The following is a 23242-nucleotide window of genomic DNA, read 5'->3' as shown; positions in this document are numbered from 1 at the left end:
CCGAGTCGTTTAAATGCGGCTTAGTGACCGCGGGCAATCCATTCATCCAGGTGCGGTTTTTCTTCACCGATCACCGTGGAATCACCATGACCGGTCAACACCTTGGTGTGCTCGGGCAGCGGGAAGATCTTGTTCTTAATGGACTCGATGATGACATCGAAATCCGAATACGAACGGCCAGTTGCACCGGGGCCACCGTTGAATAAGGTGTCACCGGAGAACAGCACACCGCCTTCCAGCTCAGGGGCGTGGAAGACCACACAACCAGGCGAGTGGCCCGGGGTGTGGATGGCGGTCAGGGTCACGCCAGCGATTTCGAAAGTATCGCCGTCGCTGATGTAACCATCTGGTTGATCGTTGGGGTGGGTTGCGTCCCAGAGCATCTGATCATCTTTATGGATCAGGACTGGTGCATCGACCATTTCGCGCAGTTTCATGACTTCCGAAATGTGGTCGTCGTGGCCGTGGGTCAGCAGGATCGCTGTCACGTTGCGACCACCGATCGCGTCACGGACTTTTTCGACCTCGTGGGCCGGGTCAATGACGATCACCGAGGTGTCATCACCCACGATGTAGACGTTGTTGTCTACATCCCAGGTGCCACCGTCCAGGGAGAACGTTCCTGAGGTTACAATATTTTCAATCTTGGCCATGGATTTACAACTCCACCACTGAGCGCAAGACTTTGCCTGCGTTCATTTTGTCGAAAGCTTCGTTAATATCGTTCAGTTCGATGCGCTCGGATACGAATGCATCCAGGTCCAACCTACCCAGCAGGTATTGTTCAACCAACATTGGGAAGTCCCGTGATGGCAGGGTATCGCCGTACCACGACGACTTCAACGAACCACCGCGGCTGAACACATCCTGAAATGGCAGTTCCAGATTCATATCCGGGTGCGGTACACCCACCAGGACGACGCGGCCGGCGAGGTCGCGTGCGTAGAAGGCTTGCTTATAGGTTTCTGGGTGACCCACGGCTTCAACCACCAGGTCGGCGCCGAAACCATCGGTGAGTTCGCGAATGGTCTCCACGGCATCAACCTGTTTGGAGTTCACGGTGTGGGTTGCGCCCAGGGTCTTGGCCTGTTCCAGTTTGGCGTCGTCAATGTCGACGGCGATGATCGTGGTCGCACCGGCCAGCTTGGCGCCCTGAATGGCAGCCATCCCGACACCACCACAGCCAATCACAGCGGCGGATTCACCGCGCTTGAGTTCACCGGTGTTGATGGCGGCACCGATACCGGCCATGACACCACAGCCCAGCAGGCCAACGGCGGCATCCTGGTGATCTTCCAGATCGGCTTCGACCTTGGTGCACTGGCCAGCGGCAACCAGGGTCTTTTCGGCAAATGAGCCAATGCCCAGGGCGGCTTCCAGTTCGGTACCGTCTTCCAGGGTCATTTTCTGGGTGGCATTGTGGGTAGCAAAGCAGTACTGCAGCTGGCCCTTCTTGCAAGCGCGGCATTCACCACACACGGCGCGCCAGTTCAAGATGACCTTGTCACCCACGGCAACGTTGGTGACCCCTTCGCCAATCTCGGCGACGACGGCGGTGGATTCGTGGCCCAGCAGGTACGGGTAGTTATCGCCGACCCCGCCTTCGACATACAGGTAGTCGGTGTGGCAGACACCGCAGGTGGATACATCAACAACCACCTCACCGGGGCCAGGTTTTGGCACGATGATCGTTTCGATGGTCACTGGTGCATCTTTGGCCCGCACGACGGCGGCCTGAACCTTATACGCCATTAATCTCTCCTTGAAATCACGGTTGCGCCCACCAGCTATCGTGGGCGGTCACACACTATCTGACCATATCGGTAAGGCCCCTGACCATGGTTGACAACACGCTGATATATAAGAAGCGGTGGTCTTAGTGCTCGGTCTGTGGCTAGGTTCTCAACTTTTTATTTTTGTGGTGTACATACTGGCTTCTCATTGCTTTGCAGCAAAGTGTTTTTAACTCAGGAATTATTCAACGGTTTTCCATGTGCGGAGCGGAGAGGCAGTTGCGTTGGGTCGGGGCAGCGATCGCCCACGACGCCCGGACTCAGGTCCGGTGCTGACCTGGCTGCTACCGTGAGCTGTCATAACGGGGTGTTGGCATTATCTAAACGTTACTGACTAAAAATTTGCATAAACAAAGGGTGCGTATGCGATGACAATACTTTGGACCGGTCATTAAGCTAGGGCTCAGTATAAAGCTTCGCAAAATTCCATGCCATCATTCTCCTCCTGCCACGTAGGGGTCTGGAAAGCCTTGCATATGCTGTTTGCAAGCAAAACGATGCCTATCAGATGATGGGCGGCAGGCTTGTCATAAATGAGTAACCATAAACAGCCATGCGACCTATCCTGTGTGGGCATGAATGAAGTCACATTAGTAGTCATGCCGACTCGGTTTCGAGAGATGTAGGCATAATGGGGGCGTAAAACTCGCACTCCGAAAAGGGAGAATAATGGCTGCCTGGAACTGTGGCTGGTGTGGGGAACATGCATACATGCAACCTACGGATCAAGGGTGGGTAGTTCCGCTTACCCGTAAAGAGCAACAAGAGAAATCGGTGCCGCCAATTTCTCGTGTATACACCACAATGCAGTGTTCTGCTTGTTTAGGGCGGTCGATTGCGTTCACTGTTATTGGAGAGTCGCCAGCGCGTGCTGCCCAGCTTGATGACGTAGAGGAATTTTGGAGAGAGAATAAACCGGCTGACGTCGCCCCGCAATGGGTGGAAGGAAAAATATTTAAGCATGTGCCTAAGTACATTGCAAAAGCTGCGAGCGAAGCTTACAAATGCCACGGTATTGGCGCTTATATGTCCGCAATCTTGATGGCTCGCACTTCCATCGAAGCCGCTGCTAAAGATAATAAGGTGGAATCGGGCAGTCTCGCAACAAAGATTGACAAACTTGCCGATGATGGGTTGATTCGCAAAACGATAAAAGATGCTGCGCACCAGGTCCGTTTGTTTGGTAACGACATGGCGCACGGGGATATCGAGATTGAAGCCACTGAGAACGACTCTGCTCAAATACTGAGACTGCTTACGATGGTCTTTGAAGATTCATATGAAGTAGTGGGAGTGATGGGCGAGGTCGGAATCAGCCTGGAAGTTCGCAAATCTGGTGGGGTTGAGTAGACGATTGAATATTGGTGCATGGTTGCCGCAAGTTTTGGCTTTACTTCCGAGTCTTGGTGTTGCGTCTATTAGCTTGTTTGCAAATCGTAAAAAACGTGTAATGGCCGAGCTCGACACGTTGTTAGATCTACGCGAGCGGTGCGACGATGAAAGCCTTGCAGGTCAAAGGCTGGACAGGGCAATTGAGTCGGTGGCAAAGAAATTGAGCGAAACTATGCGACAGAGGCTGGATAGCTCTAGCTTGGTAGCGATGGTTATCGTAGCGGTCATTGTGTTTTGCGCTATGTATCCAGCTTGGTTGTGGGTATTCCAAAATGGCGAATGGTATACGTGGCTCGTTGCTCTGCCACTTACGATTGTCTCTGTTGTTTTTCTGGCGGCTGGTGCGACGACGATTTTTAAGTCTGAGGAAGAGATCGAAGAAGCGGCTAGGAAGAGAGTAGAAAAGAAACGAGCGACCAAAACAGCCGCATAGTTCTCGTTAGTCCTCTCGGCGGTCTAGTCTTTGGTATCCCACGTTGACCGAAACACTGAACATGTGCGTGAAATCGTTTGATGATGAACTGGACCAGGTGGAGGCTAGCGTTCCAAGAATGATTGACCGTCACCAAACCACTCCAGATTCCCGGAAGGCTGCATAATCGTTTCTGTCTGAGGCATACTGGAAGCATGTGTGGACGATACGTAATGGCCAGAGCAATTGGTGATCTCATGGCAGCCACAGGTGCCGATGCAGTGCATTTCGAAGAGCTGCGCCCGGACTATAACGTGGCCCCGACCAAAGATGTGCCCGTGGTCGTGGAGCATTATCAAGACCCCAAAGACACCACCACCCCGTGGCAACGCAACCTCTATATGGCACGCTGGGGCCTGGTTCCAGTGTGGGCCAAAGATCTGTCCTTTGGTCAACGCACGTTTAACGCCCGGTCCGAGTCCGTGGTCGAAAAACCCTCGTTCCGTTCGGCCGTCAAAGCTCGCCGTGCAGTTGTGCCCGTGGATGGTTACTACGAGTGGTTAGCCCCAGAAACCAAGGGTGAACGCAAACAACCATATTTTGTCCGACCCAAAGATGGCTCACCGATTTTCTTTGCCGGACTTTATGAATGGTGGAAGGATCCGGCCGCCGAAGATGACGCCCCATGGGTGCTCTCGACGACGATCCTGACCGGCGCCTCCCCGCAACCCGGAGATCAGCCGGAGATCCTCAATGACTTATCCGCCTTGCACGACCGACTCCCACTGCCGATGAGCAGCGAGATGATGGACCAGTGGCTGGGCGCAGGAGAGGTCTCCAAAGACGAGGCTTCGCAGTTGGTCGATGCCGTCGTTACCCAGGCCTTTGACGTGGCGACTCAATGGGAAATGTATCCGGTAGACCCGGCCGTCGGGTCGGTGCGCAATAACGGTCCGGAACTCATCGAACCGTTTGATCCAACCGGAGGCCAAGACACCCTGGTCTAGCCAATGTGCCGGTCTAGCCCAATTGCGATGGCAACTGCTCGGATGCGCCATGCACGTGGACATCCAAGAAGTTACAGAACACGCGATACCAGGCTTCGGCATTGCCTCGGCTCAGAATCCAGTGACCCTCATCCGGGAAGTAGAGGTACCGGTGTGCGGTGTTGCCGTCGTCGTCGGCAATGGGCGGGGTGACCGTGTGTAGGGCGTGCCATAACTGCTGGGCCTGGCCAATAGGCACCCGGTAATCCTTATCCCCGTGAATCACCAACATGGGGACGGCGATCTCACCGGCGTGTAGGTGCGGTGAGTACTGGGACTGCGGAGCCATGGCCCGATCCCAGACCGCATTATCGGTGGTCTGACCCATCGCGATGGTATCCCACAGCGAGGCGTGTGTGACGATGCAGCGGAAGCGGTCGCCGGTGTGCCCGGCAACCCAGTTGGCCATGTACCCGCCGTAGGAACCACCGGCCAGGGCGGTTTTGGTCGCGTCGATATCCTGGCGAGCCTCGGCAGCATCAATCAGCGCCAGCAGATCGGTGAACGGGGTACCGCCAAGTTGTTGATTGCCGCGCTCGATCATGTGCTGACCGTAGCCGGTGGAGATCGCCGGGTCCGGGAGTAGCACCGCATAACCTGCGGCCACGAATGGATCAGAATTCCACCGGTAGGTCCAAGCATTCCAGGACCCCCACGGCCCGCCGTGCACCATGACCAACAGCGGAAATGGGCCATCGCCGTCGGGCAGACGCAACCAGGAACGCACCGTCGTACCGTCCTGTGCGGTGGTACTCAAAGTGTCGAGTCGGCCGGGGGAGTCCAGGGCGTCCACCGCGGTGTCCACGACCACCGGATCGGTCGCAACGGGCGCTGCCGGGCTGAACGAAAACCGCACCAACTGCGGACTGGCGGCAATTCCCGATGCGATTGCATACACGGTGGCTTCGTCGTCGGTATTGGCATCGGTATCCGTGGTGACGGCGTCATAGACCCGGGCGGCATCCAGGGCGTCGTGGGCCTGCCAAGTATCCACCGGTGCGGTCAGTCGGGTGGGGAGATGTTCATCGCGGTGGCCCACATAGATCGCGCCGGCGCCCTGGTCGTCACACGCGGCCACCAGATGCGCGTTGGTCAACCAATCGGGCCAGACCCAACGATCTAACTGTGACCACAACGGTTGCACCTGACCCGATGGCAACTCCATGAGGCCAGCGGTGACCGCCAGGTTGGTGCCCTCGCGCCACGGGGTGCTGATACTGACGACGGCGCGCATGCTATCCGGGCTGATGGCCCCTGCACTGTATTCGTGCTGCGGGGTGGAGGCCAGCAGTTCGATGGCCTGTCCGGTCATGAAATCCACCCGATAGATCACCTGGGTTTCCACCTCATCGGGAGTGTTGCCGCGGTGCTGGGACATGGTCACCAGCGCGAAGGTCGCCGCGGTATCCAGATGCCAGTTCAACAAGCGCCCGGGAGGCAGATTGATACGAATAAACTCAGGAAGCTGCCCGGGTTTGGGGATCGGTGCGATGCCCAAGACCGTACGACCGGCCGGCAGGTCGTGATCCCAGTAGCGGGTGGGAAACGTGGAGTACAGCACGCCGGTGACCTTGGCATCATTGCGCGTGGCGGCCAGCTCCTCGTGCTCGTCGTGAGTGGTAGCACCACTGTGCCACTGCATTGTGACCACCAGCTTGGTGTTAGCAACCTTCAGCCCGGTAAAACCCCAGGTCCGCTGAGCAACAACCCTAGGCTCGCCGGCGGGCGGCAACACCCAGAGTTTCGCCCCTGCTTCGGACGGGGCATCGGGGTCATTGGCTGTGCCAGCACGCGAGGACAAAAAGAACACCTGACCGTCCTCGGCTTGTTCAACAGCGCTCACGGAGTCATCACCGTATGTCAGTTGCACTGGTGTGTCGGTCACATCCCACAGCTGGCTGACATACCCGGTGCCGTCTTGTTTTAATTGTTGTACGGTCGTGAGGATTCGGCCCGATTTCACCGTCAATCCGGTCAACCGAGGCGAATCCAGCAGCGTGGTCAATACGGCATCAAAAGCAGTGTTGGTCATCTTCCCCATTATGAATGCTGTCATGCACCGGCGACAGGTTCGCTTATCGTGTCCGCGCAGATTTTTATGCTGAAAGCGCGAACAACCGTTTGGCACTGACGCCGCTGATCAGAAGGGGAATTTTCATGGGCACACTCACACAATCAGTTCACGTTACCTGCACTACCGCCGGGATCCCGCTGCACCTGAACTACGGGGGCCGGTCTTATACGGTCAAAGCCCAACCACAACGCTGGTACGTACGACGTCGCTGGTGGGCCGAAGAATACCGCGCCGCGCTGGGCCACGGCCCCGGCCTGGTGGATTATCAGGTCTGGCGTGTCCAGGTCAGCCTCACTCGAGCCGCCAATGCTCCGATGTTGACCCTGGATATTTCCCACCACATCGAATCTGGCCGCTGGCGTCTGGTTCAGGTCCACGACGCGCTGCGGTTAGAAGAAGCCGCCTAAACCATGGCGCCGTCTTTTGCCCATCTCAACGTCACCACCGCGTACTCGGCACACTTTGGAGTCTCTTGGCCCGAAGAACTCGTCGAGGTCGCGGTGGCCGATGGCGCCCAGATGCTGGGTTGCACGGATCGAGACGGGCTCTACGGGATGGCCAAACACCTCAAAGCCTGCATTGCCCACGGCATTGCCCCGGTGGTCGGGGTGAATCTTGCGGTCATGTGGGACCCAAAATACACCGTGGACGGCAACCCGCTACCTGCCGGGCGGGTCACGATCCTGGCTGCCAGCGCCGCCAACGTTGGGTACGGTCAAGCCCGCAACCTCGGGGCCGGGTATCAGGCGCTAGTGCGACTCATCTCGTGCGCCCACACCCAACTCACCCGCGATCAGCGCCCCTATATTCTGGTCTCCCAGCTGGCCAAAGCTGCCGGCAACAAGCCCGTGTTACACGTGCTGCTGGGACCAGAATCTGATGTCGGTGGGTTGATGACCCAGCGCAAATACACCGCAGGTCGAACACGGCTGAAATTGTGGAAACAGGTCCTGCCCGCAGCCAGCGCACACGTAGAAATTGTCTCCCACCTGTCATTACCCACCGAGCGGCTCGCAACGTCCCACGCCGTGCGCATGTTGCGAGCCAGTGCAGAGCTGGGTCTGGACGCGGTGTTAACCAATGCGGTCCGGTACGCGACCCCGGACGGGGCCGCCACCGCAGACGTCGTCGACGCCGCCCGCGCCTTATCGAGCCTGGATAAACTCACTGATATCCAACCCAACGGGCAGGGCTGGTTGAAAACTGCCGAGACCATGCACGCCCTGGCCCATGAAATCACGTACGAAGCCGGCCTGGGCACCGCAGCGGCCCGGCAACTACTTGAGACCACCCAACAACTGGCCGAAACCTGCGCGCTGGACCCGGCTCAGGATCTGGGATGGGGACAACCCCGAGTGCCCGAATTCGACATCATCGGTATCGACGGCGACCCGGCCACCGTGCTCACCCAGCGCGCCCGAGCCGGATTAGCGCTGCGCTTTGGCCACCTGGATCCCGGCGGGGGACTCTACGACCGGATCCACCGTCAACTGGATCACGAACTGGGCATCATCCAAGATCTAGGTTTTTCCAGTTATTTTCTGACCGTTGCCGAGGTCGTGGCAATGATCGAAGACCGCAACGTGCGAGTGTCCGCCCGCGGCTCCGGGGCGTCGTCGTTAGTGAACTACGCCCTGCGAATCTCGCATGTCGACCCGATCGAACACAACCTGATCTTTGAACGGTTCTTATCGCAGGACCGCTCCACACTGCCGGATATTGATATCGACGTCGAATCTGCCCGCCGACACGAGATCTATCACGCCATTTTTGACCGCTTCGGGGCCGAACGCACCACGTTAATGAGCATGCAAAACGGCTACCGGGTTCGCGGTGCGGTGCGTGACGCCGGACGGGCACTGGGACTAGAACGCGAACAAGTCGACCACCTGGCCAAAAAACTCTGGCGATTCTCGGCATCCGATTTTCGCCAAGCCCTAGAACACATGCCAGAACTGCAAACCTTCGCCGCCCAAGTGCACAGCAACCGCAAAGCCGGCAACCAGCAACTGGATCTGTTAGTAGATCTGACCGAACGGCTCGACCGATTACCACGCCACATTTCCATGCACCCCTGCGGGGTGATTCTGGGCGATCAAACCCTGTTGGACCGGACCCCGGTTGAGGCTTCCGGCATGGGCCTGGCCATGAGTCAATTTGATAAACATGATATGGACCCGATGGGCATGCTGAAACTCGATGTTCTAGGTGTGCGAATGCAGTCCACCATCGCCTATGCACAACAAGAGATCCAACGCACCACCGGTGAATCCATCAACCTTGAAGACATTGCCCATGATGACCCGGACACCTATGCGATGATCCAAACCACCCACACCCTGGGGTGTTTCCAAATCGAATCGCCAGGCCAGCGTGAACTCATTGGCAAATTAGAACCCGAATCCATTACCGATCTGATCATCGACATCTCACTGTTTCGACCCGGACCCATGAAATCCGACATGGTCCGACCCTTCTTGGACTACCGACACCAGCTGGCCCCAGCCCGCTACCCACACCCAAAACTGAAACCTATCCTGGAAGAAACCCACGGGGTCACCGTCTTTCACGAACAACTGTTGCGCACCTTTGATGAAATGACCCGGTGTGGATTAGCAAAGGCCGATGAGTTTCGCCGCAGGTTAGGCTCTGAAACCCAAGACGACGTCGAAACATACTTTCGTGCCAAAGCCATGGCCAACGGCTGGGAACTCGATGTAATCGACGAAGTCTGGGATACCTTGGCCGCCTTCGGCTCATTTGGTTTCTGCAAGGCACACGGGGCAGCCTTTGCCATCCCAACATTTGAATCCGCCTGGCTAAAAACCCACTACCCGGCAGCATTTATGGCCGCGGTACTGGAACACGATCCGGGCATGTATCCGCAACGGCTCATGGTTGCCGAGGCCCGTCGCATGGGCATAGAAATTTTACCGGTCGATATTAATACTTCCACCACGCACATGCGTTTAGAACGCCTTGCCGAAACCAACAACACCTCGCGGCACCCGTGGGGGATCCGACTGTCCTTAGAAACCGTGTTAGGTCTGACGCAGAAAGAAAAACAACGCATCGAACGCGCCCAACCCTTTGACAGCCTGGCCGATGTGCGCGACCGGGCACGGCTGAGCAAAAAGAGTTTCGAAAACCTCGCTCAACTGGGAGCCCTCGATAGTATCTTTCCCGATACCGGCATCAGCCGCACCGACGTCGTCCACCACCTAGAATTTTTACACTCACCGACCAAACGCGATCGCACCGGACGCACCCTGCGCACCGGCAGCCCACAAATCGATGGCCAACAAGCCTTCTGCCTCGGCGACACCGAACTAGACACCCTCCCCGCACTGTTCCCGGAACCCAGCAAAGAACAAAAAATCCGCACCGAACTGGACCTGACCGCAATCGATACCACCGGGCATTTGATGCAATCTCACAAACCGTATCTCGAAGCCCTGGGCATCACCCCGGCAGATCAGCTCATCACGTTGCGCAACCACACTCGGGTACTGGTAGCAGGCGTCCGGGTGGCAACCCAGACCCCACCGATGCGTTCCGGGGACCGCGTCGTCTTTATTTCCATCGACGACGGCGCCGGGGTGATCGACACGTCATTTTTTGCCCAAGCCCAACACGCCACCGGCGATATCCTGTTCTCGGCACGACTGCTCTTAATTGAAGGCACAACCCGGCGCACCGGGGCCCGCGGTATCACGCTGCAAGCCACACGAGCCTGGGATTTGCACGACCCGACGTCGCTACCGGATCCCGACTACTTCGATACCGAACGCGACCACTGGGCTAACTGGTTTACTCGCAACGCCCCACTGCCAACTATTCGGCATCAAAGCCAACTAGGAAAACCCCATAACACCGGCTCTGGTGCACGGGTGCTGGGATATCATTAATCCATAGCTGTTAATGCGTGACCAAGGCGGAGCCCAACATGAAATACCACCGTACACCCACCGTCGTGCTGCGATTTGTTTTCGCAACATGTATCGTCGGATTGACTGCCACAGGTTGCAGTACCTATGAGCGCCCCGATGCCACACCACCCGATGCTTCGGCAGCTTCAAGTCCGCAAACCTCACCAACACAACAACAGTCAGAACCAACCCAGCAACAGTCTGAACCCGGCACCCAGCCGGTGGGAGAGTTCAGGACGGGCAGCTATGAATCAGACAACTGGCCTGATTTCGGCGACGCTAAAGGCGTGTATCCGGTAGCGATGCGCTCAGCGGTCCACGACGGCTTCGAACGCATTGTCATCGAACACGCCGGAACCGGTACCCCGAGCATGCTGGTGCGCTACACCGATGAGCCCATGGCACCCGGATCAGGCGCTGACTTAGGCATTGATCAAGACGCCGTACTGGAAGTCGTCTGGTCAGGTACCTCAAGCATTGACGATATGGATGTCGATGAACTCATGCAGGTCAACGACCCGATCACCGATCTAAACACCACCGCGGCCCAGAGCGTGGTCGTGTTCCCTCCCTTTGAGGCAACCTCAAACTACTTCATTGGACTCGATGAGCAACGCCCATATGCCGTGACGATTCTGCAAGACCCGGTACGTCTTGTTGTGGATATCCAAACCGACTAAGCACATCGCCGCGAGCCACCTGCAAACAATCTGCCAAGCAGATAGAATGGCGGGTGGCTTATCGGTGGTCCAGTATGCCACCGAATTCACAGCCTGACACAAGGAGGAACTGGCACGTGGCCGAACCTAAAGAAATAACCATTACCGTAGACGATCAAACTACCCAGGTCGCTGAAGGAACCACAGGCAATGACCTGTTTGCAGATGAAAAAACTACGGTAGTGATGAAGGTCGATGGCGTCTTGCAGGATTTATTCCGCGTCATCCCAGCCGGTGCCACCGTTGAACGCGTCGACATTACTGACCAAGAGGGACTGGAAGTCCTGCGTCACTCGACCGCACACGTCCTCGCACAGGCTGTCCAAGAGCTTCACCCGGACGCCAAACTGGGCATCGGGCCGTTCATTACAGACGGCTTCTACTATGATTTTGACGTCGATGAACCCTTCACCCCTGACGATCTCAAAGAGATCCAAAAGCGCATGATGCGCATCGTCAAGGCAGGTCAGACTTTTAACCGCCGTGCCGTGGATGAGGCCCAGGCCCGTGATGAACTCTCCAACGAGCCATATAAATTGCAGCTGCTTGATCGTCAACATGACGAAGAAGCCGCCGCCGAAGGTGCTGCCGTGGAAATCGGTGCCGGTGAGATCACCATTTACGACAACCTTGATCGCAAAGGTGAAGTCGTCTGGTACGACCTCTGCCGTGGACCGCACATCCCATCAACCAAACTCATCGCCAACGGTTTCTCACTGACCCGTGCCGCCGGAGCTTACTGGTTGGGATCCGAAAACAACCCGCAGCTGCAGCGCATCTACGGTACCGCATGGGCATCTAAAGACGATCTGGTCGCCTACCAGGAACGCATCGCTGAAGCAGAACGCCGTGATCACCGCAAACTCGGGGCCGAAATGGACCTGTTCTCCTTCCCAGATGAACTGGGCTCAGGCCTGCCCGTCTTCCACCCCAAGGGTGGGATCATCCGCAAGGAAATGGAAGACTACTCACGCCGTCGTCACGAAGAAGCCGGCTACGAGTTCGTCTACACCCCGCACATCACCAAACAGAACCTGTATGAAACCTCAGGCCACCTGGAATGGTATGCCGATGGCATGTTCCCACCGATGCACATCGACGAGATCCGTGATGAAGAAACCGGTGAAGTCACCCGGGCCGGGGCAGATTACTATCTCAAGCCCATGAACTGCCCGATGCACAACCTGATCTTTGCATCCCGTGGCCGTTCCTACCGCGAACTGCCGCTGCGGATGTTCGAGTTCGGGTCGGTCTACCGGTATGAAAAATCCGGTGTGGTCCACGGTCTGACTCGAGTGCGCGGCATGACCCAGGACGACGCGCACATCTACTGCACTGAAGACCAGATGAAAGATGAGCTGACGAACACTCTGAACTTCATTCTGGACCTGCTCAAAGACTACGGTCTCGATGATTTCTACCTTGAACTGTCGACCCGCGATCCGGAAAAATATGTTGGCAGTGAGGAAGTTTGGGACAACGCAACCCGCGTGTTAGCGGAGGTAGCCGAAGAATCCAAACTTGAACTCGTCGATGATCCAGGCGGTGCCGCATTCTATGGGCCAAAGATCTCGGTCCAGGCTCGTGATGCTTTGGGCCGTACCTGGCAGATGTCGACCATTCAGTTGGACTTCAACTTGCCAGAACGTTTCGATCTGGAATACCAGGCCGCTGACGGTACCCGCCAACGTCCGGTGATGATTCACCGTGCACTATTTGGCTCCATCGAACGCTTCATGGGTGTGCTGACCGAACACTATGCCGGGGCGTTTCCAGCGTGGCTGGCACCCGAACAGGTGATTGCTATTCCGGTTGCTGAAGCATTCAACGACTACCTCTTTGACATTGTGGGCAAGCTCAAGGCTCGCGGAATCCGTGCCCGCGTGGATGATTCCACCGACCGGTTCCCGAAGAAAATCCGTACCGCAGCCAAACATAAAGCACCATTCGTGCTGATTGCAGGTGGAGAAGACGCCGAGGCAAACGCTGTGTCCTTCCGCTTCCGGGACGGTTCACAAGACAATGGTGTCCCAGTAGATGAGGCCATTGAACGCATTGTCTCAGCTGTCGAGCAGCGTCAGCAGGTGTAGCTCGTCATGGCGAACCGCGATGCAGATCGTGATGCAGAATTCACTGATGATTTTGCATTAGCAGGTACGCCAGATGCCTTCCAACGGCTATGGACCCCTCATCGGTTGGCCTACGTGTCCAAGGGACAAGGTCAGGTCACCGATGAGGCGTCCTGCCCGTTTTGTGTTGCACCGCAGCGCGACGACGAGACGTCGCTGATCGTTGCCCGGGGGATCACCTGTTATGTGGTGATGAATTTATATCCCTATAATCCCGGGCACTTACTGGTCTGCCCATACCGGCACATCCCGGATTACACCGATCTGACAGTTGAGGAAACCGCCGAGTTCGCACAGCTGACCCAGATCGGTATGGAAGTGTTGCGCGACGTTTCAAACGCTGCTGGATTCAACCTCGGCATGAACCAGGGCAACGCCGGGGGAGCAGGCATTGCCGCGCACTTGCATCAACATATCGTGCCGCGTTGGGGTGGCGACGGCAACTTCTTGCCAATTATTGCCCAAACGAAAAACGTCACCGGAACCATCGGGGATATGCGACAGATCATTGCAGACGCTTGGGAAACTGGAGCCCAACGCTTTCGAGAGCAACAAGCTCGACCAATGAATGAGCGTGAGGCGTGACACGCTTCAGCGGTAAGTCTCAGTTCCCAACTCCAGCCAGAAAAGTCGAGACAATAGAGACATGATGTCGGAAACACAGGGCACGAAAAATCGACCACTAAATATCGCGGAGTACTATCTGCTGACGTGTCTTGATCAGCATGGCAAACTGCTGACCCAAACACACACGGTTCGGGTTGGTATCGCAGGTGCCGTCCTGACAGACCTTGCACGTCGAGGGTGCCTGTACGTCACCCGGGATTTGGTGATCGTGAAATCGGCACCAGATATTGTATTAGAAGAGCCCCTGGCATCCGTCTTGCAGATCATGAAAGATGCACCCGAAAACCAAGACGCTGAGCAATGGATTAATCGGTTCTCACGACCAGCGCTTATGGATGCCATTCTTGAATCCTTGCAAACTCGCGGCGACATCACGGTCATGACGAAACGCTTCTTAGGTCTCGTGCCACGCACCCGCTATGTACCAGACGAATCCTATGGTCGGATGGATATGTATGTGCGCCTGCGAGCCACGTTGCTTGGTCGGGACACCGCGCTTGATGCCAGCACCTGGCCACTGGTACAACTGCTGTACTCCACGGATGTTCTGACGAGATTATTCCCTGGGCTACAGAATAAAATGGTCAAAGAACGCCTCGATGCGTTTCATGCCGAAGCAGCCCAGCAAGAGCCAGCAATTGCGGAGTCGCTGCAAGCAGTTGAAAATGCGATCGCGGAATCGCTGACCGCCACGCGCGGTCAAGCCACCGGCATGCGAGGCTAGAGGATACCTATCGGCTGATGTCAGCTACGGTCGCCGCCGTGATGCTTAGAAAATCATCAGTACGCATTTCGACTGAAAGACCGCGGCGTCCACCAGAAACCCAGATGGTCTCATGATGCTTAACGGATGTATCCACCACGAGCGGCAGCTGAGTTTTCTGGCCTAGTGGCGAAATACCACCAAGCACATACCCCGTCTTTTGCTGCGCGAGGTTTGGATTTGCTATCTCTACCCGCTTGGTGCCAAGCGCTGCGGCCAGGCGTTTGAGATTTAACATATCGGCAACCGCTACGACCGCATTGGCTAGCTTGCGCTCAGAAGATTCCACCAGCAGCGTCTTATAGATACGCTCAGGTGCAATCTGAAGTTTTTCGGCTGCCTCGAGACCAAAACCCTGATCGGAAGCTTTGTGATCGTAGGTATAGACCCGATGCCAAATGTCAGCATCGAGGAGCAGTTGCAGGGCAGGTGTGGCAGTCCGTGCTGCGGTACTCATGCCTGGTGGCTGGTGATATTGCGCTTGATACGACCAAGTAGCGCGGTCATTCCACGCAGACGCAGTGGGGTCAGAGCCTTCGTGAGGCCTAGCTGATTTGGCATGTCATCTGGGACGCCAAGAATGACGGAGGCTGAGTGACCGGAGAGTCCTTCAACCAAGACACCGGCAAAACCACGAGTAGTTGGGGCTTCCGGTGGCGCCGAAATAATAATCGTGACCTCTGGGTCTGGGTCATCAGAGAATTCTAGAGCTAAGAACAGGGGAGTCTGGCATTCAATGACCTGTTCCATTTCGTCTTCGTGACCGGCATAGCGTTCTGGTGGTTCTGGAAGGTTATCCGAGAACTCCAAAAGCAGTTCAAGACGTTCTTGTTCGTGCATATCCTGGAAATCGTCGATGATTTCCTGCAGAACCTGTGGAGTTTTAACAGTCAATGAAAGCCTTTCTGTGGAAGAGATCCGCACTCTAGTCTAACGCGGATGGGCCCCAAAATATTTCGCCGGTATCGGAAGGCATCCGATACCGGCGAAGACTGTCCATCAGTTAGTTTGGTGCTTGACCTGGTTCAGCCCCAACGACGATTGGAACACCGACGCTGTTGCCCCATTCGGTCCACGATCCGTCATAGTTGCGGACGGATTCGTAGCCCAACAGGTAGCGCAGAACAAACCAGGTGTGCGCTGAGCGCTCACCAATGCGGCAGTAGGCAATCACTTTGTCCGATTTGCCCAAATTGGCATCCTCAGCGTAGAGATTTTTTAGTTCTCCACGCGATTTGAATGTGCCATCTTCGTTGGCAGCAGTTGCCCATGGAACAGATTCGGCAGTCGGAATGTGACCGCCGCGCAGCGTTCCTTCCTGTGGGTAACCGGCCATGTGGGTGGTCTCACCGGTGTATTCAGGGTTGGAGCGCACATCAATCAGTGGCACCTGGCCGATGCTGTCCAGAACCTGGGCCTTGTCAGCACGCTCAGTGTTGTCATCGCGCTCAACAACAGGGTAGACGCCGTCGGTGATCTCTGGGATATCACGGGTGATTTCACGACCTTCAGCGATCCATTTGTCGCGACCACCGTTCATCAGGCGAACGTCTTCGTGACCGTAGAGGGTGAAAACCCATAGCGCGTAGGCGGCCCACCAATTGGATTTATCGCCATAAAAAATGACGGTGGTATCACGGCTGATACCTTTTGAGGCAGCCATTTTGGCGAAGGCTTCGGCACCAATGAAATCACGGGTTACCGGATCATTGAGCTCGGTGTGCCAGTCGATTTTTACTGCACCCGGGATATGCCCGGTGGAATACAGCAGAGTGTCTTCATTCGACTCGAGTACAACAACACTTGGGTTGTCTTTGTTCTCGGCGACCCATTGGGTTGAGACCAGTTTTTCCGGGTGCGCGTAGTCGGATTGTTCCACGGGGACTGTCGTAGTCATGAAGGGATGTGCCTTTCGTAGTGGGTGACCGTCAGCAGGTGACACGTACTGAATATTAAGGATACAAGCCTGTGTGTTAATTGCCACGGCTCTCGTCACACTAGTACTTCTATGCACGCTGTGAAAGTAATAGTGCGCCCGGGATTCTGGGGCGTTTTAGGATGTATAGGGTTAGCCGACTGTTCTGATGGTCGCACCGTTGCAATAATCAAGGATGGGAATCAACGTGACAGAAATCGTAGCTCTATCGGAGCGAAACCCACAGGTTTCTTCCGAAGAACTTCTGGCAGGGTTTCATCCGTCATATCGCTTCGGTGAGGTATCCTTCGACACCTATATTCCTGATTCAGCATACCCATCCCAGGCCGGAGCCGTAGAACGCCTTGAAGCCTTTGCAGCTTCCATGAAAGCACCCAAAAAAGCGGGTGGTCTGTTTTCGATATTCCGTCGTGATGCCAAAAAGGCCAATGGGAAAAATGGCAACGGACAACCCAATGGGCTCTATCTCGATGGGGGCTTTGGGGTCGGCAAGACTCACTTGCTGGCGTCGCTGTGGCACGCAGCGCCGGGACGAAAAGCCTTTGGGACCTTTGTGGAATACACCAACCTGGTGGGAGCACTGAGCTTCACCACCACTGTCGAGGTCTTAAAGGAATACACCCTGGTGTGCATTGATGAGTTTGAACTCGATGACCCCGGCGACACCGTGTTGATGTCCCGGCTGATGCGGGAGCTATCCGATGCTGGCGTCAAACTCGCAGCGACGTCAAACACCCTACCCGGTGCACTCGGGGAAGGTCGCTTTGCATCCCAGGACTTCAAACGCGAAATTCAAGTCCTGGCTGATCAGTTTGAAACGATCCGCGTCGATGGCGAAGATTTCCGTCACCGCGGCCTAGAACGCGCTCCTGAACCAGTTCCAGTGGGTGCTGAAGTTCAGAGCGCAAAGGAAAACTTCCCAGACGAAAAAGTCTTCGCAGTCGACGACTGGGCCGCCTTGACGAAAAACCTTTCTCGCGTTCATCCGTCTCGGTATCGTGAACTTGTCAAAGATATCGATGTCTTGGTGCTAAGCAACGTCACCACGATTACCGAGCAAGCCATGGCACTACGGTTCGTTGTGCTAGCTGATCGCCTCTACGATAAAGATGTTCCAGTGGTGGCCTCCGGTGTGCCATTTGAACAACTCTTTACTGAAGACATGATGGCAGGCGGTTACATGAAAAAATACTTCCGAACCGTCTCACGTATGACGGCGTTGGCACGCGAAGGACACCTAGGCGAAAAAGCCCTTTAATCTTCGACGCCCCGTAGTTATCGTGCCTGGTTGAACCGGGGAGTCACAGGATTATCGGATACGCCTTGCTGCAGATCCAGAGCATCTCAAGCACTAAACAAAGACAAGAAGTTTCCCACGTCGTAAGGTTCGTGGAACGCCTCAACACAGACCACAGCGGCTATTCTGTCGCTAGGTTCTGGTCATCCAAAATTATCTGGCTCGGCGTCGGACGGCCCATACACAATGATGACATCCTGAGCCTAGCCAGCCACCCACCAAACGTTCTGACCGAGTTACGGAAGCTCAGCTTATATGGCAATAGTTTGGTCTGCCCCAAGACGGGAGGACCTTGCCGTTATGGCCTGGTCTTGATAGACGCATAGGGTGCTACGCCCGATATGATGCCCCTGGTGACATTGAGCGCGCTGCGGAGTATCGGATGCGAACCCTACTGGGGGAGTGACATAGATTTGCTTCAATGAATCAGCATGGCGACTGATGTCCACTTATCTTCCAGGTGAATCCAAACTAGTAGAGCCTTCGTGATATTACCCACACCTACTGAGAAGTGACATCTACAAGGGAAAGCAAAAACCCCGGTTGGTATACCGGGGTTTTCTATCGCGAGCGGATGACGGGATTCGAACCCGCGACCCCCACCTTGGCAAGGTGGTGCTCTAGCCAGCTGAGCTACATCCGCGTGAATTACTAGGAAAGTAATCCTGTGCGCGATACTGGACTCGAACCAGTGACCTCTTCCGTGTCGGGGAAGCGCGCTAACCAACTGCGCCAATCGCGCTTGTGTTTCACCAAGTGAAACGCAAGTCTTGCAGATTCCTACGATAGCATCTTTCGTACTATCTCGGAAATCCGATCGAGGTGGAGACGGGATTCGAACCCGCGTACGCGGCTTTGCAGGCCGCTGCCTCACCACTCGGCCACCCCACCCTGAGGGTGTTGCGAGCGGATGACGGGATTCGAACCCGCGACCCCCACCTTGGCAAGGTGGTGCTCTAGCCAGCTGAGCTACATCCGCAGACGAGGTGAACTTCTGTTTCGAAGTTGTTCACCGTGTGTCCAACAGATAAGAACTATACACAACAAAAATTCAAAAGTGCAAATTAGATTCACCGTTGCGTTTCGTGTCGGGCGGAAACACTTATCGCGTCCTCCAAATGACCAATAATAGAGACCATGACTCAACCTCAACTTGCTCATCAAACAAACGCCGGAAGAATGTACTCTCGATCATTGCTGGGACTTCCCGAAGTTCCCTCGATCACCACTGTTATCGGGCAACAGCACCTTGATCTCACCGGCTGGGCAAGTCACATGGCCACCACCGCGTTGATCACTGACACGCGCCTGCCGGAGGCGGTAGGGTCACCTGCAAAACTCAAGACTTTGGCGCGGCAATGTAATGATGCCGCCGAGCGTTTCCGGGACGATTCAGCAGCTAGAGGTGACAGGGTTCACGACTACGCCGAGCAAGTTGCCCTCCGTATGTTGGGTAAACCACACACCATGGCGGAAGCTCGCGAAGCACTCGCCCAGCACAACGAGGTCGGTTTCGCTGACCGATTCGATGAATGGTGGGAAACCTATCAGGTCAAACCCCTCGCCGCAGAGATCACAGTTTGGAATCACACCGTGGGATACGCCGGCACCTTGGACCTCGTGGCAGAAATCGGTGGCAAAGTCTGCCTAATCGACTACAAGACCCGCGGGACAGATCGATTTGGACGCGTCAAAACGCTCAGCGACAACGTCGTCATGCAATTAGCTGCCGGATTCAAAGCAGAAGAATCTCTGGTGGACGCCGAGGCTGGCACCTGGGAACCCTGGGCCTACGGGGATGACGCACTGCTTATTGGTGTAGCACTCGGGGAGACTGAAGTCGTGGCATATCAAGCCAACCCGCAGACACTGCCACAGTACTGGCAGAAATTCTGGGCACTGCGTCAAGTGTGGCAGTACCAGCAAGCAGTAGAGGCTGCACCCAAACCACTCCAGCCCCTTGGCCCACCACTTGTCGTGCCGCAACATTCCTGATCAGCTTGGGTAGTCTTATCCCGTGAGTGTTTTATCTATTCGGACCGTCCCAGATCCCGTTTTGCGCAGTCAAACTGTGCCCGTTGATGCCAGTCGATTCGGCTCCACCGGCCTGAAGCGGCTCATCGACTCCATGTACACAACCATGGAAACAGTTGAAGGAGTCGGCCTGGCCGGCCCACAGGTCGGCATCAGTCAAGCCATCTTCGTTTTTGATCTTGAAGGACGACGCGGTCACGTCATCAACCCGGTCATCGAAACCTGGGGCCCCACCACACATGAGCCAAAAGAAGGGTGCCTGTCAGTGCCCGAGCTCTACCACACTCCGCCGCGAGCACAATTTGCCAAAGTCCAGGGCGTCGATGTCGAGGGCAATCCCGTGGAATATGAAGGCGAAGGCCTCTTCGCCAGGATGCTGCAGCATGAAGTTGATCACCTCAACGGCTATCTCTTCGTCGACCGGCTCGAGGGCGAACAACGCCGTGCAGCCCGCCGTGCCATGGTGTCATCGAAATTCATGGAAGCCACCAAGCGGGTCAACTCTCAACGCTCCAGCGAGACCAGTTCGACCTTTGGGTCGGGCGCTGCATTTGGCTCATCAACCTCGTAAAGGAAGTTCATGCGAATCGTATTTGCTGGCACCCCAGAACCTGCAGTGGCCTCTCTGAATGCTCTAGTGGAGGCCGGTCACAATGTTGTGGGTGTGCTAACCCGCACCGACGCCAAAGTCGGCCGCAAACGTGTTCTGACACCGTCGCCGGTCGCTGCACGCGCTGAAGAACTGGGACTGCCTGTCATCAAAGCTGATGGGTTTCATACCGACGACGGCGAGGCCGCCATCGAACAGCTCAAAGCTCTCCAACCCGACATCGGCGCTGTCGTTGCCTACGGGGGACTGCTACCACAGCACGTCTTGGATATGTTGCCCAAGGGTTGGGTGAATCTCCACTTTTCCCTGCTCCCCGCATACCGTGGTGCAGCCCCGGTGCAATGGGCCATCATCAATCAGGAAACCGAAACCGGGGCCGCTGTCTTCCAACTGGAAGCTGGACTGGACACCGGACCAGTCTTCTCCACTGTGTCACGGCCCCTGTCCGGAACCAATACCGCCGGAGAGGTCCTGGCGGATCTGGCCGAAACTGGAGCCGACCTGTTGGCCACCACGTTGACCGAGATTGCTGCAGGCTCCGCTGAGTCCACGCCGCAACAAGGCCCGGTCACCTGGGCGCCAAAACTGACCAGTCACCAGGCAAAAATCGATCCGGCACAACCCGCCGAAGCGGTTCGGGGACTGATCAACGGCACCTCGCCAGCCCCCGGAGCATGGAGCCAGTTAGCATCCGCTGACGGCGCACCACAACGATTCAAAATCGGCCGGGCACGCCCGGTTGAAGACCAGCCCGAATATGACCTGCAACCTGGCGAATTCATCCTGGAAGCCAAGCGTGTGCTGTTGGTATGTCAAGATGGTGTTATTGAACTCACCGACGTCCAACCAGCGGGCAAGAAAATGATGCGCGCAACCGACTGGGCGCGCGGCGTAGACGATGCCGTGAGACTACAAACGTCACTCACGCACCCAGACGAGTTTCAGGTCAACTAAGGACAAAGAATTTGGCAGACGAGACCTCACAAGACCGCCGCAATACCAAAGGGCGACAGCGCAACCGTGGACAGGCGGGACGTCAACGCAAATACTCTGCGGCAGCACCGGCGCAACGCAAGCGGTCCAGCGACCCTGCACGGCTCACCGCATTCCAAATCCTGCAGGCTGTAACGCACGAAGACGCTTACGCGAACCTGATTCTGCCCACGCGCATCCGGCGCAATAAACTCGACCGTCAGGATGCGGCCTTTGCCACCGAACTGACCTACGGGACGCTGCGCTCCATCGGAACCTACGATGCGATCCTGGCCCAATGTGTTGATCGTCCGTTGAAAAAACTCGACAAACCGGTGCTAGATGCTCTGCGCATCGGAGCCCACCAGCTACTGAACATGCGAGTGCCCCCACACGCTGCCTTAGACACCACGGTCGCGCTGGTTCGCGACCAAATCGGAGCCGGGCCGTCGGGGTTGGTCAATGCTGTCCTGCGCAAGGTCAGCGACCGCAGCCTGGATGAATGGCTCGATCATTTGGCACCAGGAGAATCCGACACCGACCTGTCCATCCGCTATGCTCACCCAACTTGGATTCTGCGCGCCATTAAGCAATCGCTGGCCACTAACGGGCGCCCCCCGGAAGATTTTCATGCGGTACTGGCCGCCAACAACATTGCTCCCGAATTAAACCTCATCGCCCTCCCCGGCATCGGGGACTTGCAGCCGGTATTGGATTACGGTGCCCAACCATCAGACCTGGCACCCGATGCTGCTGTCTTTGTTGGCGGCGATGCCGGCCGCATCCCTGGGGTGGCGGAAGGTACCGTTCGCGTCCAAGATATTGGCTCGCAACTGACGGCTCGCGCCCTGGCGAACGCACGTGACATTGAGGCAGACGAATCCTGGTTGGATATGTCCGCCGGGCCCGGCGGCAAAGCCGCACTGCTGGCTTCCTTGGCCCAGACCAAAGGCGCCAGCCTGCTGGCCAACGACGTCTCGGAACACCGCACCAAACTCGTTGCACAAGCCCTACGAGTGGTGGATGAGGATGTCTGGACGATGTCGGTGGCCGACGGTCTGGAACTGGCCAAGGATCCCGCCAACGTGCAACGTTTTGACCGCATCTTGCTCGATGCCCCGTGTACCGGGCTGGGCGCGCTGCGTCGTCGTCCGGAATCCCGCTGGCGCCGGACCCCGCAGGATCTGGCAACCCTGACCCAGCTGCAGGCCCAACTGCTTGACGCCGCCATGACCATGCTGAAACCCGGTGGACTGTTGGCCTATGTGACCTGTTCCCCGCACATCGCTGAGACCACACTGCAGGTTTCGGATCTGCTAAAACGCAACGCTGACGCCAAACTGCTGGACTCAGCAACAGCTCTGCAGGGTGCCGCACTACAGCACGAGGGCGCCTCTGCACTGGATCGAGCCACCATCACCGGTGCCGACACCGAATCCAATACCGCGCAGCTGTGGCCTGACTTGCACAAAACTGACGCCATGTTTTTTGCCCTGCTGACTCACTGAT

At 56.4% G+C, this 23242-nt stretch carries 20 protein-coding genes and 4 tRNA genes; 14 read left to right on the top strand and 10 right to left on the bottom strand.

What is annotated here, in order from left to right:
* Window positions 1-20 precede the first annotated feature (20 nt).
* Window positions 21-653: an MBL fold metallo-hydrolase gene (locus tag A6F49_RS11185; RefSeq protein ID WP_043058354.1), complete on the bottom strand. Its 633-nt coding sequence runs from the start codon at window positions 651-653 to the stop codon at window positions 21-23.
* Window positions 654-657: 4 nt separating this feature from the next.
* A complete protein-coding gene (locus A6F49_RS11180; protein ID WP_043058353.1) occupies window positions 658-1752 on the bottom strand; it encodes an S-(hydroxymethyl)mycothiol dehydrogenase in 1095 nt (364 codons plus the stop codon).
* Window positions 1753-2462: 710 nt separating this feature from the next.
* Here A6F49_RS11180 and A6F49_RS17370 point away from each other — a divergent pair.
* The 3 genes from A6F49_RS17370 to A6F49_RS11165 all read left to right on the top strand — a co-directional run bounded on the left by A6F49_RS17370 (window position 2463) and on the right by A6F49_RS11165 (window position 4604).
* On the top strand, window positions 2463-3143 hold the full coding sequence (locus tag A6F49_RS17370) for a DUF4145 domain-containing protein (RefSeq protein ID WP_052504933.1): 681 nt from the start codon (window positions 2463-2465) through the stop codon (window positions 3141-3143).
* A gap of 4 nt (window positions 3144-3147) precedes the next feature.
* Complete coding sequence (locus A6F49_RS11170; protein ID WP_067605784.1) at window positions 3148-3618, top strand: hypothetical protein; 471 nt, start codon at window positions 3148-3150, stop codon at window positions 3616-3618.
* A 194-nt stretch (window positions 3619-3812) separates the two neighbouring features.
* Window positions 3813-4604 carry an SOS response-associated peptidase gene (locus A6F49_RS11165; protein ID WP_043058351.1) on the top strand — a complete coding sequence of 264 codons (792 nt, stop codon included), beginning with the start codon at window positions 3813-3815 and terminating at the stop codon, window positions 4602-4604.
* 13 nt (window positions 4605-4617) lie between these two features.
* On the opposite strand, the gene A6F49_RS11160 is transcribed toward A6F49_RS11165, so the two are convergent.
* Complete coding sequence (locus tag A6F49_RS11160) at window positions 4618-6675, bottom strand: S9 family peptidase (RefSeq protein ID WP_052504932.1); 2058 nt, start codon at window positions 6673-6675, stop codon at window positions 4618-4620.
* Window positions 6676-6800: 125 nt separating this feature from the next.
* Between A6F49_RS11160 and A6F49_RS11155 the strand changes: the two genes are divergently transcribed.
* The 6 genes from A6F49_RS11155 (at window position 6801) to A6F49_RS11130 (ending at window position 14845) form a co-directional block, all read left to right on the top strand.
* A complete protein-coding gene (locus tag A6F49_RS11155) occupies window positions 6801-7124 on the top strand; it encodes a DUF6504 family protein (protein ID WP_043058349.1) in 324 nt (107 codons plus the stop codon).
* Between the two features lie 3 nt (window positions 7125-7127).
* Window positions 7128-10625, top strand: a complete 3498-nt coding sequence (locus tag A6F49_RS11150) for a DNA polymerase III subunit alpha (protein ID WP_067605780.1) — start codon at window positions 7128-7130, stop codon at window positions 10623-10625.
* A gap of 38 nt (window positions 10626-10663) precedes the next feature.
* Entirely contained in the window at window positions 10664-11326 is a 663-nt protein-coding gene (locus A6F49_RS11145) for an AMIN-like domain-containing (lipo)protein (protein WP_043058348.1), read from the top strand.
* 116 nt (window positions 11327-11442) lie between these two features.
* Window positions 11443-13455 carry a threonine--tRNA ligase gene (gene thrS / locus A6F49_RS11140; protein ID WP_043058347.1) on the top strand — a complete coding sequence of 671 codons (2013 nt, stop codon included), beginning with the start codon at window positions 11443-11445 and terminating at the stop codon, window positions 13453-13455.
* 6 nt (window positions 13456-13461) lie between these two features.
* Window positions 13462-14079: an HIT family protein gene (locus tag A6F49_RS11135; RefSeq protein ID WP_043058346.1), complete on the top strand. Its 618-nt coding sequence runs from the start codon at window positions 13462-13464 to the stop codon at window positions 14077-14079.
* A gap of 61 nt (window positions 14080-14140) precedes the next feature.
* Window positions 14141-14845, top strand: coding sequence for a GOLPH3/VPS74 family protein (locus A6F49_RS11130; protein WP_043058345.1), 705 nt, complete (start codon window positions 14141-14143; stop codon window positions 14843-14845).
* Window positions 14846-14852: 7 nt separating this feature from the next.
* Here the strand turns inward: A6F49_RS11130 and ybaK are convergent, their stop codons facing one another.
* From ybaK to A6F49_RS11115, 3 genes are all read right to left on the bottom strand, one after another.
* Window positions 14853-15341, bottom strand: a complete 489-nt coding sequence (ybaK, locus tag A6F49_RS11125) for a Cys-tRNA(Pro) deacylase (protein WP_043058344.1) — start codon at window positions 15339-15341, stop codon at window positions 14853-14855.
* A complete protein-coding gene (locus A6F49_RS11120; RefSeq protein WP_268751196.1) occupies window positions 15338-15778 on the bottom strand; it encodes a SufE family protein in 441 nt (146 codons plus the stop codon). The genes ybaK and A6F49_RS11120 overlap by 4 nt, the downstream gene beginning before the upstream one ends.
* Before the next feature lie 109 nt (window positions 15779-15887).
* Window positions 15888-16781 carry a sulfurtransferase gene (locus A6F49_RS11115; protein ID WP_043058343.1) on the bottom strand — a complete coding sequence of 298 codons (894 nt, stop codon included), beginning with the start codon at window positions 16779-16781 and terminating at the stop codon, window positions 15888-15890.
* A gap of 226 nt (window positions 16782-17007) precedes the next feature.
* On the opposite strand from A6F49_RS11115, the gene zapE reads away from it, so the two are divergent.
* Window positions 17008-18078 carry a cell division protein ZapE gene (gene zapE, locus A6F49_RS11110; RefSeq protein ID WP_043058342.1) on the top strand — a complete coding sequence of 357 codons (1071 nt, stop codon included), beginning with the start codon at window positions 17008-17010 and terminating at the stop codon, window positions 18076-18078.
* A gap of 608 nt (window positions 18079-18686) precedes the next feature.
* Here the strand turns inward: zapE and A6F49_RS11105 are convergent.
* From A6F49_RS11105 to A6F49_RS11090, 4 genes are all read right to left on the bottom strand, one after another.
* Window positions 18687-18760, bottom strand: a tRNA-Gly gene (locus A6F49_RS11105).
* 25 nt (window positions 18761-18785) lie between these two features.
* Window positions 18786-18859, bottom strand: a tRNA-Val gene (locus tag A6F49_RS11100).
* Window positions 18860-18937: 78 nt separating this feature from the next.
* Window positions 18938-19008, bottom strand: a tRNA-Cys gene (locus tag A6F49_RS11095).
* A 14-nt stretch (window positions 19009-19022) separates the two neighbouring features.
* Window positions 19023-19096 (bottom strand) — tRNA-Gly (locus tag A6F49_RS11090).
* A 158-nt stretch (window positions 19097-19254) separates the two neighbouring features.
* Between A6F49_RS11090 and A6F49_RS11085 the strand changes: the two genes are divergently transcribed.
* From A6F49_RS11085 to A6F49_RS11070, 4 genes are read left to right on the top strand one after another with little or no spacing between them, the layout of a single operon-like run.
* Window positions 19255-20112: a cytochrome P450 gene (locus A6F49_RS11085; RefSeq protein WP_043058341.1), complete on the top strand. Its 858-nt coding sequence runs from the start codon at window positions 19255-19257 to the stop codon at window positions 20110-20112.
* Window positions 20113-20134: 22 nt separating this feature from the next.
* Window positions 20135-20722, top strand: a complete 588-nt coding sequence (def, locus tag A6F49_RS11080) for a peptide deformylase (RefSeq protein ID WP_043058340.1) — start codon at window positions 20135-20137, stop codon at window positions 20720-20722.
* A 9-nt stretch (window positions 20723-20731) separates the two neighbouring features.
* A complete protein-coding gene (gene fmt / locus A6F49_RS11075; RefSeq protein WP_043058339.1) occupies window positions 20732-21715 on the top strand; it encodes a methionyl-tRNA formyltransferase in 984 nt (327 codons plus the stop codon).
* A gap of 11 nt (window positions 21716-21726) precedes the next feature.
* Entirely contained in the window at window positions 21727-23241 is a 1515-nt protein-coding gene (locus A6F49_RS11070; protein WP_043058338.1) for an RsmB/NOP family class I SAM-dependent RNA methyltransferase, read from the top strand.
* The last annotated feature ends 1 nt before the right edge of the window (window position 23242 follow it).

This window comes from Enteractinococcus helveticum, assembly GCF_001657475.1.
GTDB lineage: Bacteria > Actinomycetota > Actinomycetes > Actinomycetales > Micrococcaceae > Yaniella > Yaniella helvetica.
Note: the sequence above shows the minus strand (reverse complement) of the source record. Positions and strands in the feature narration are given on the sequence as shown.

What these genes read in the sequence shown, in the direction of transcription:
- A6F49_RS11085 (WP_043058341.1), top strand. Translation starts at nt 19,255, where the DNA reads ATGACTCAACCTCAACTTGCTCATCAAACAAACGCCGGAAGAATGTAC.
- A6F49_RS11155 (WP_043058349.1), top strand. Translation starts at nt 6,801, where the DNA reads ATGGGCACACTCACACAATCAGTTCACGTTACCTGCACTACCGCCGGG.
- A6F49_RS11160 (WP_052504932.1), bottom strand. Translation starts at nt 6,675, where the DNA reads ATGACCAACACTGCTTTTGATGCCGTATTGACCACGCTGCTGGATTCG.
- ybaK (WP_043058344.1), bottom strand. Translation starts at nt 15,341, where the DNA reads ATGAGTACCGCAGCACGGACTGCCACACCTGCCCTGCAACTGCTCCTC.
- A6F49_RS11115 (WP_043058343.1), bottom strand. Translation starts at nt 16,781, where the DNA reads ATGACTACGACAGTCCCCGTGGAACAATCCGACTACGCGCACCCGGAA.
- A6F49_RS11165 (WP_043058351.1), top strand. Translation starts at nt 3,813, where the DNA reads ATGTGTGGACGATACGTAATGGCCAGAGCAATTGGTGATCTCATGGCA.
- A6F49_RS11180 (WP_043058353.1), bottom strand. Translation starts at nt 1,752, where the DNA reads ATGGCGTATAAGGTTCAGGCCGCCGTCGTGCGGGCCAAAGATGCACCA.
- A6F49_RS11145 (WP_043058348.1), top strand. Translation starts at nt 10,664, where the DNA reads ATGAAATACCACCGTACACCCACCGTCGTGCTGCGATTTGTTTTCGCA.
- A6F49_RS11185 (WP_043058354.1), bottom strand. Translation starts at nt 653, where the DNA reads ATGGCCAAGATTGAAAATATTGTAACCTCAGGAACGTTCTCCCTGGAC.
- A6F49_RS11135 (WP_043058346.1), top strand. Translation starts at nt 13,462, where the DNA reads ATGGCGAACCGCGATGCAGATCGTGATGCAGAATTCACTGATGATTTT.
- A6F49_RS11130 (WP_043058345.1), top strand. Translation starts at nt 14,141, where the DNA reads ATGATGTCGGAAACACAGGGCACGAAAAATCGACCACTAAATATCGCG.
- A6F49_RS17370 (WP_052504933.1), top strand. Translation starts at nt 2,463, where the DNA reads ATGGCTGCCTGGAACTGTGGCTGGTGTGGGGAACATGCATACATGCAA.
- fmt (WP_043058339.1), top strand. Translation starts at nt 20,732, where the DNA reads ATGCGAATCGTATTTGCTGGCACCCCAGAACCTGCAGTGGCCTCTCTG.
- A6F49_RS11150 (WP_067605780.1), top strand. Translation starts at nt 7,128, where the DNA reads ATGGCGCCGTCTTTTGCCCATCTCAACGTCACCACCGCGTACTCGGCA.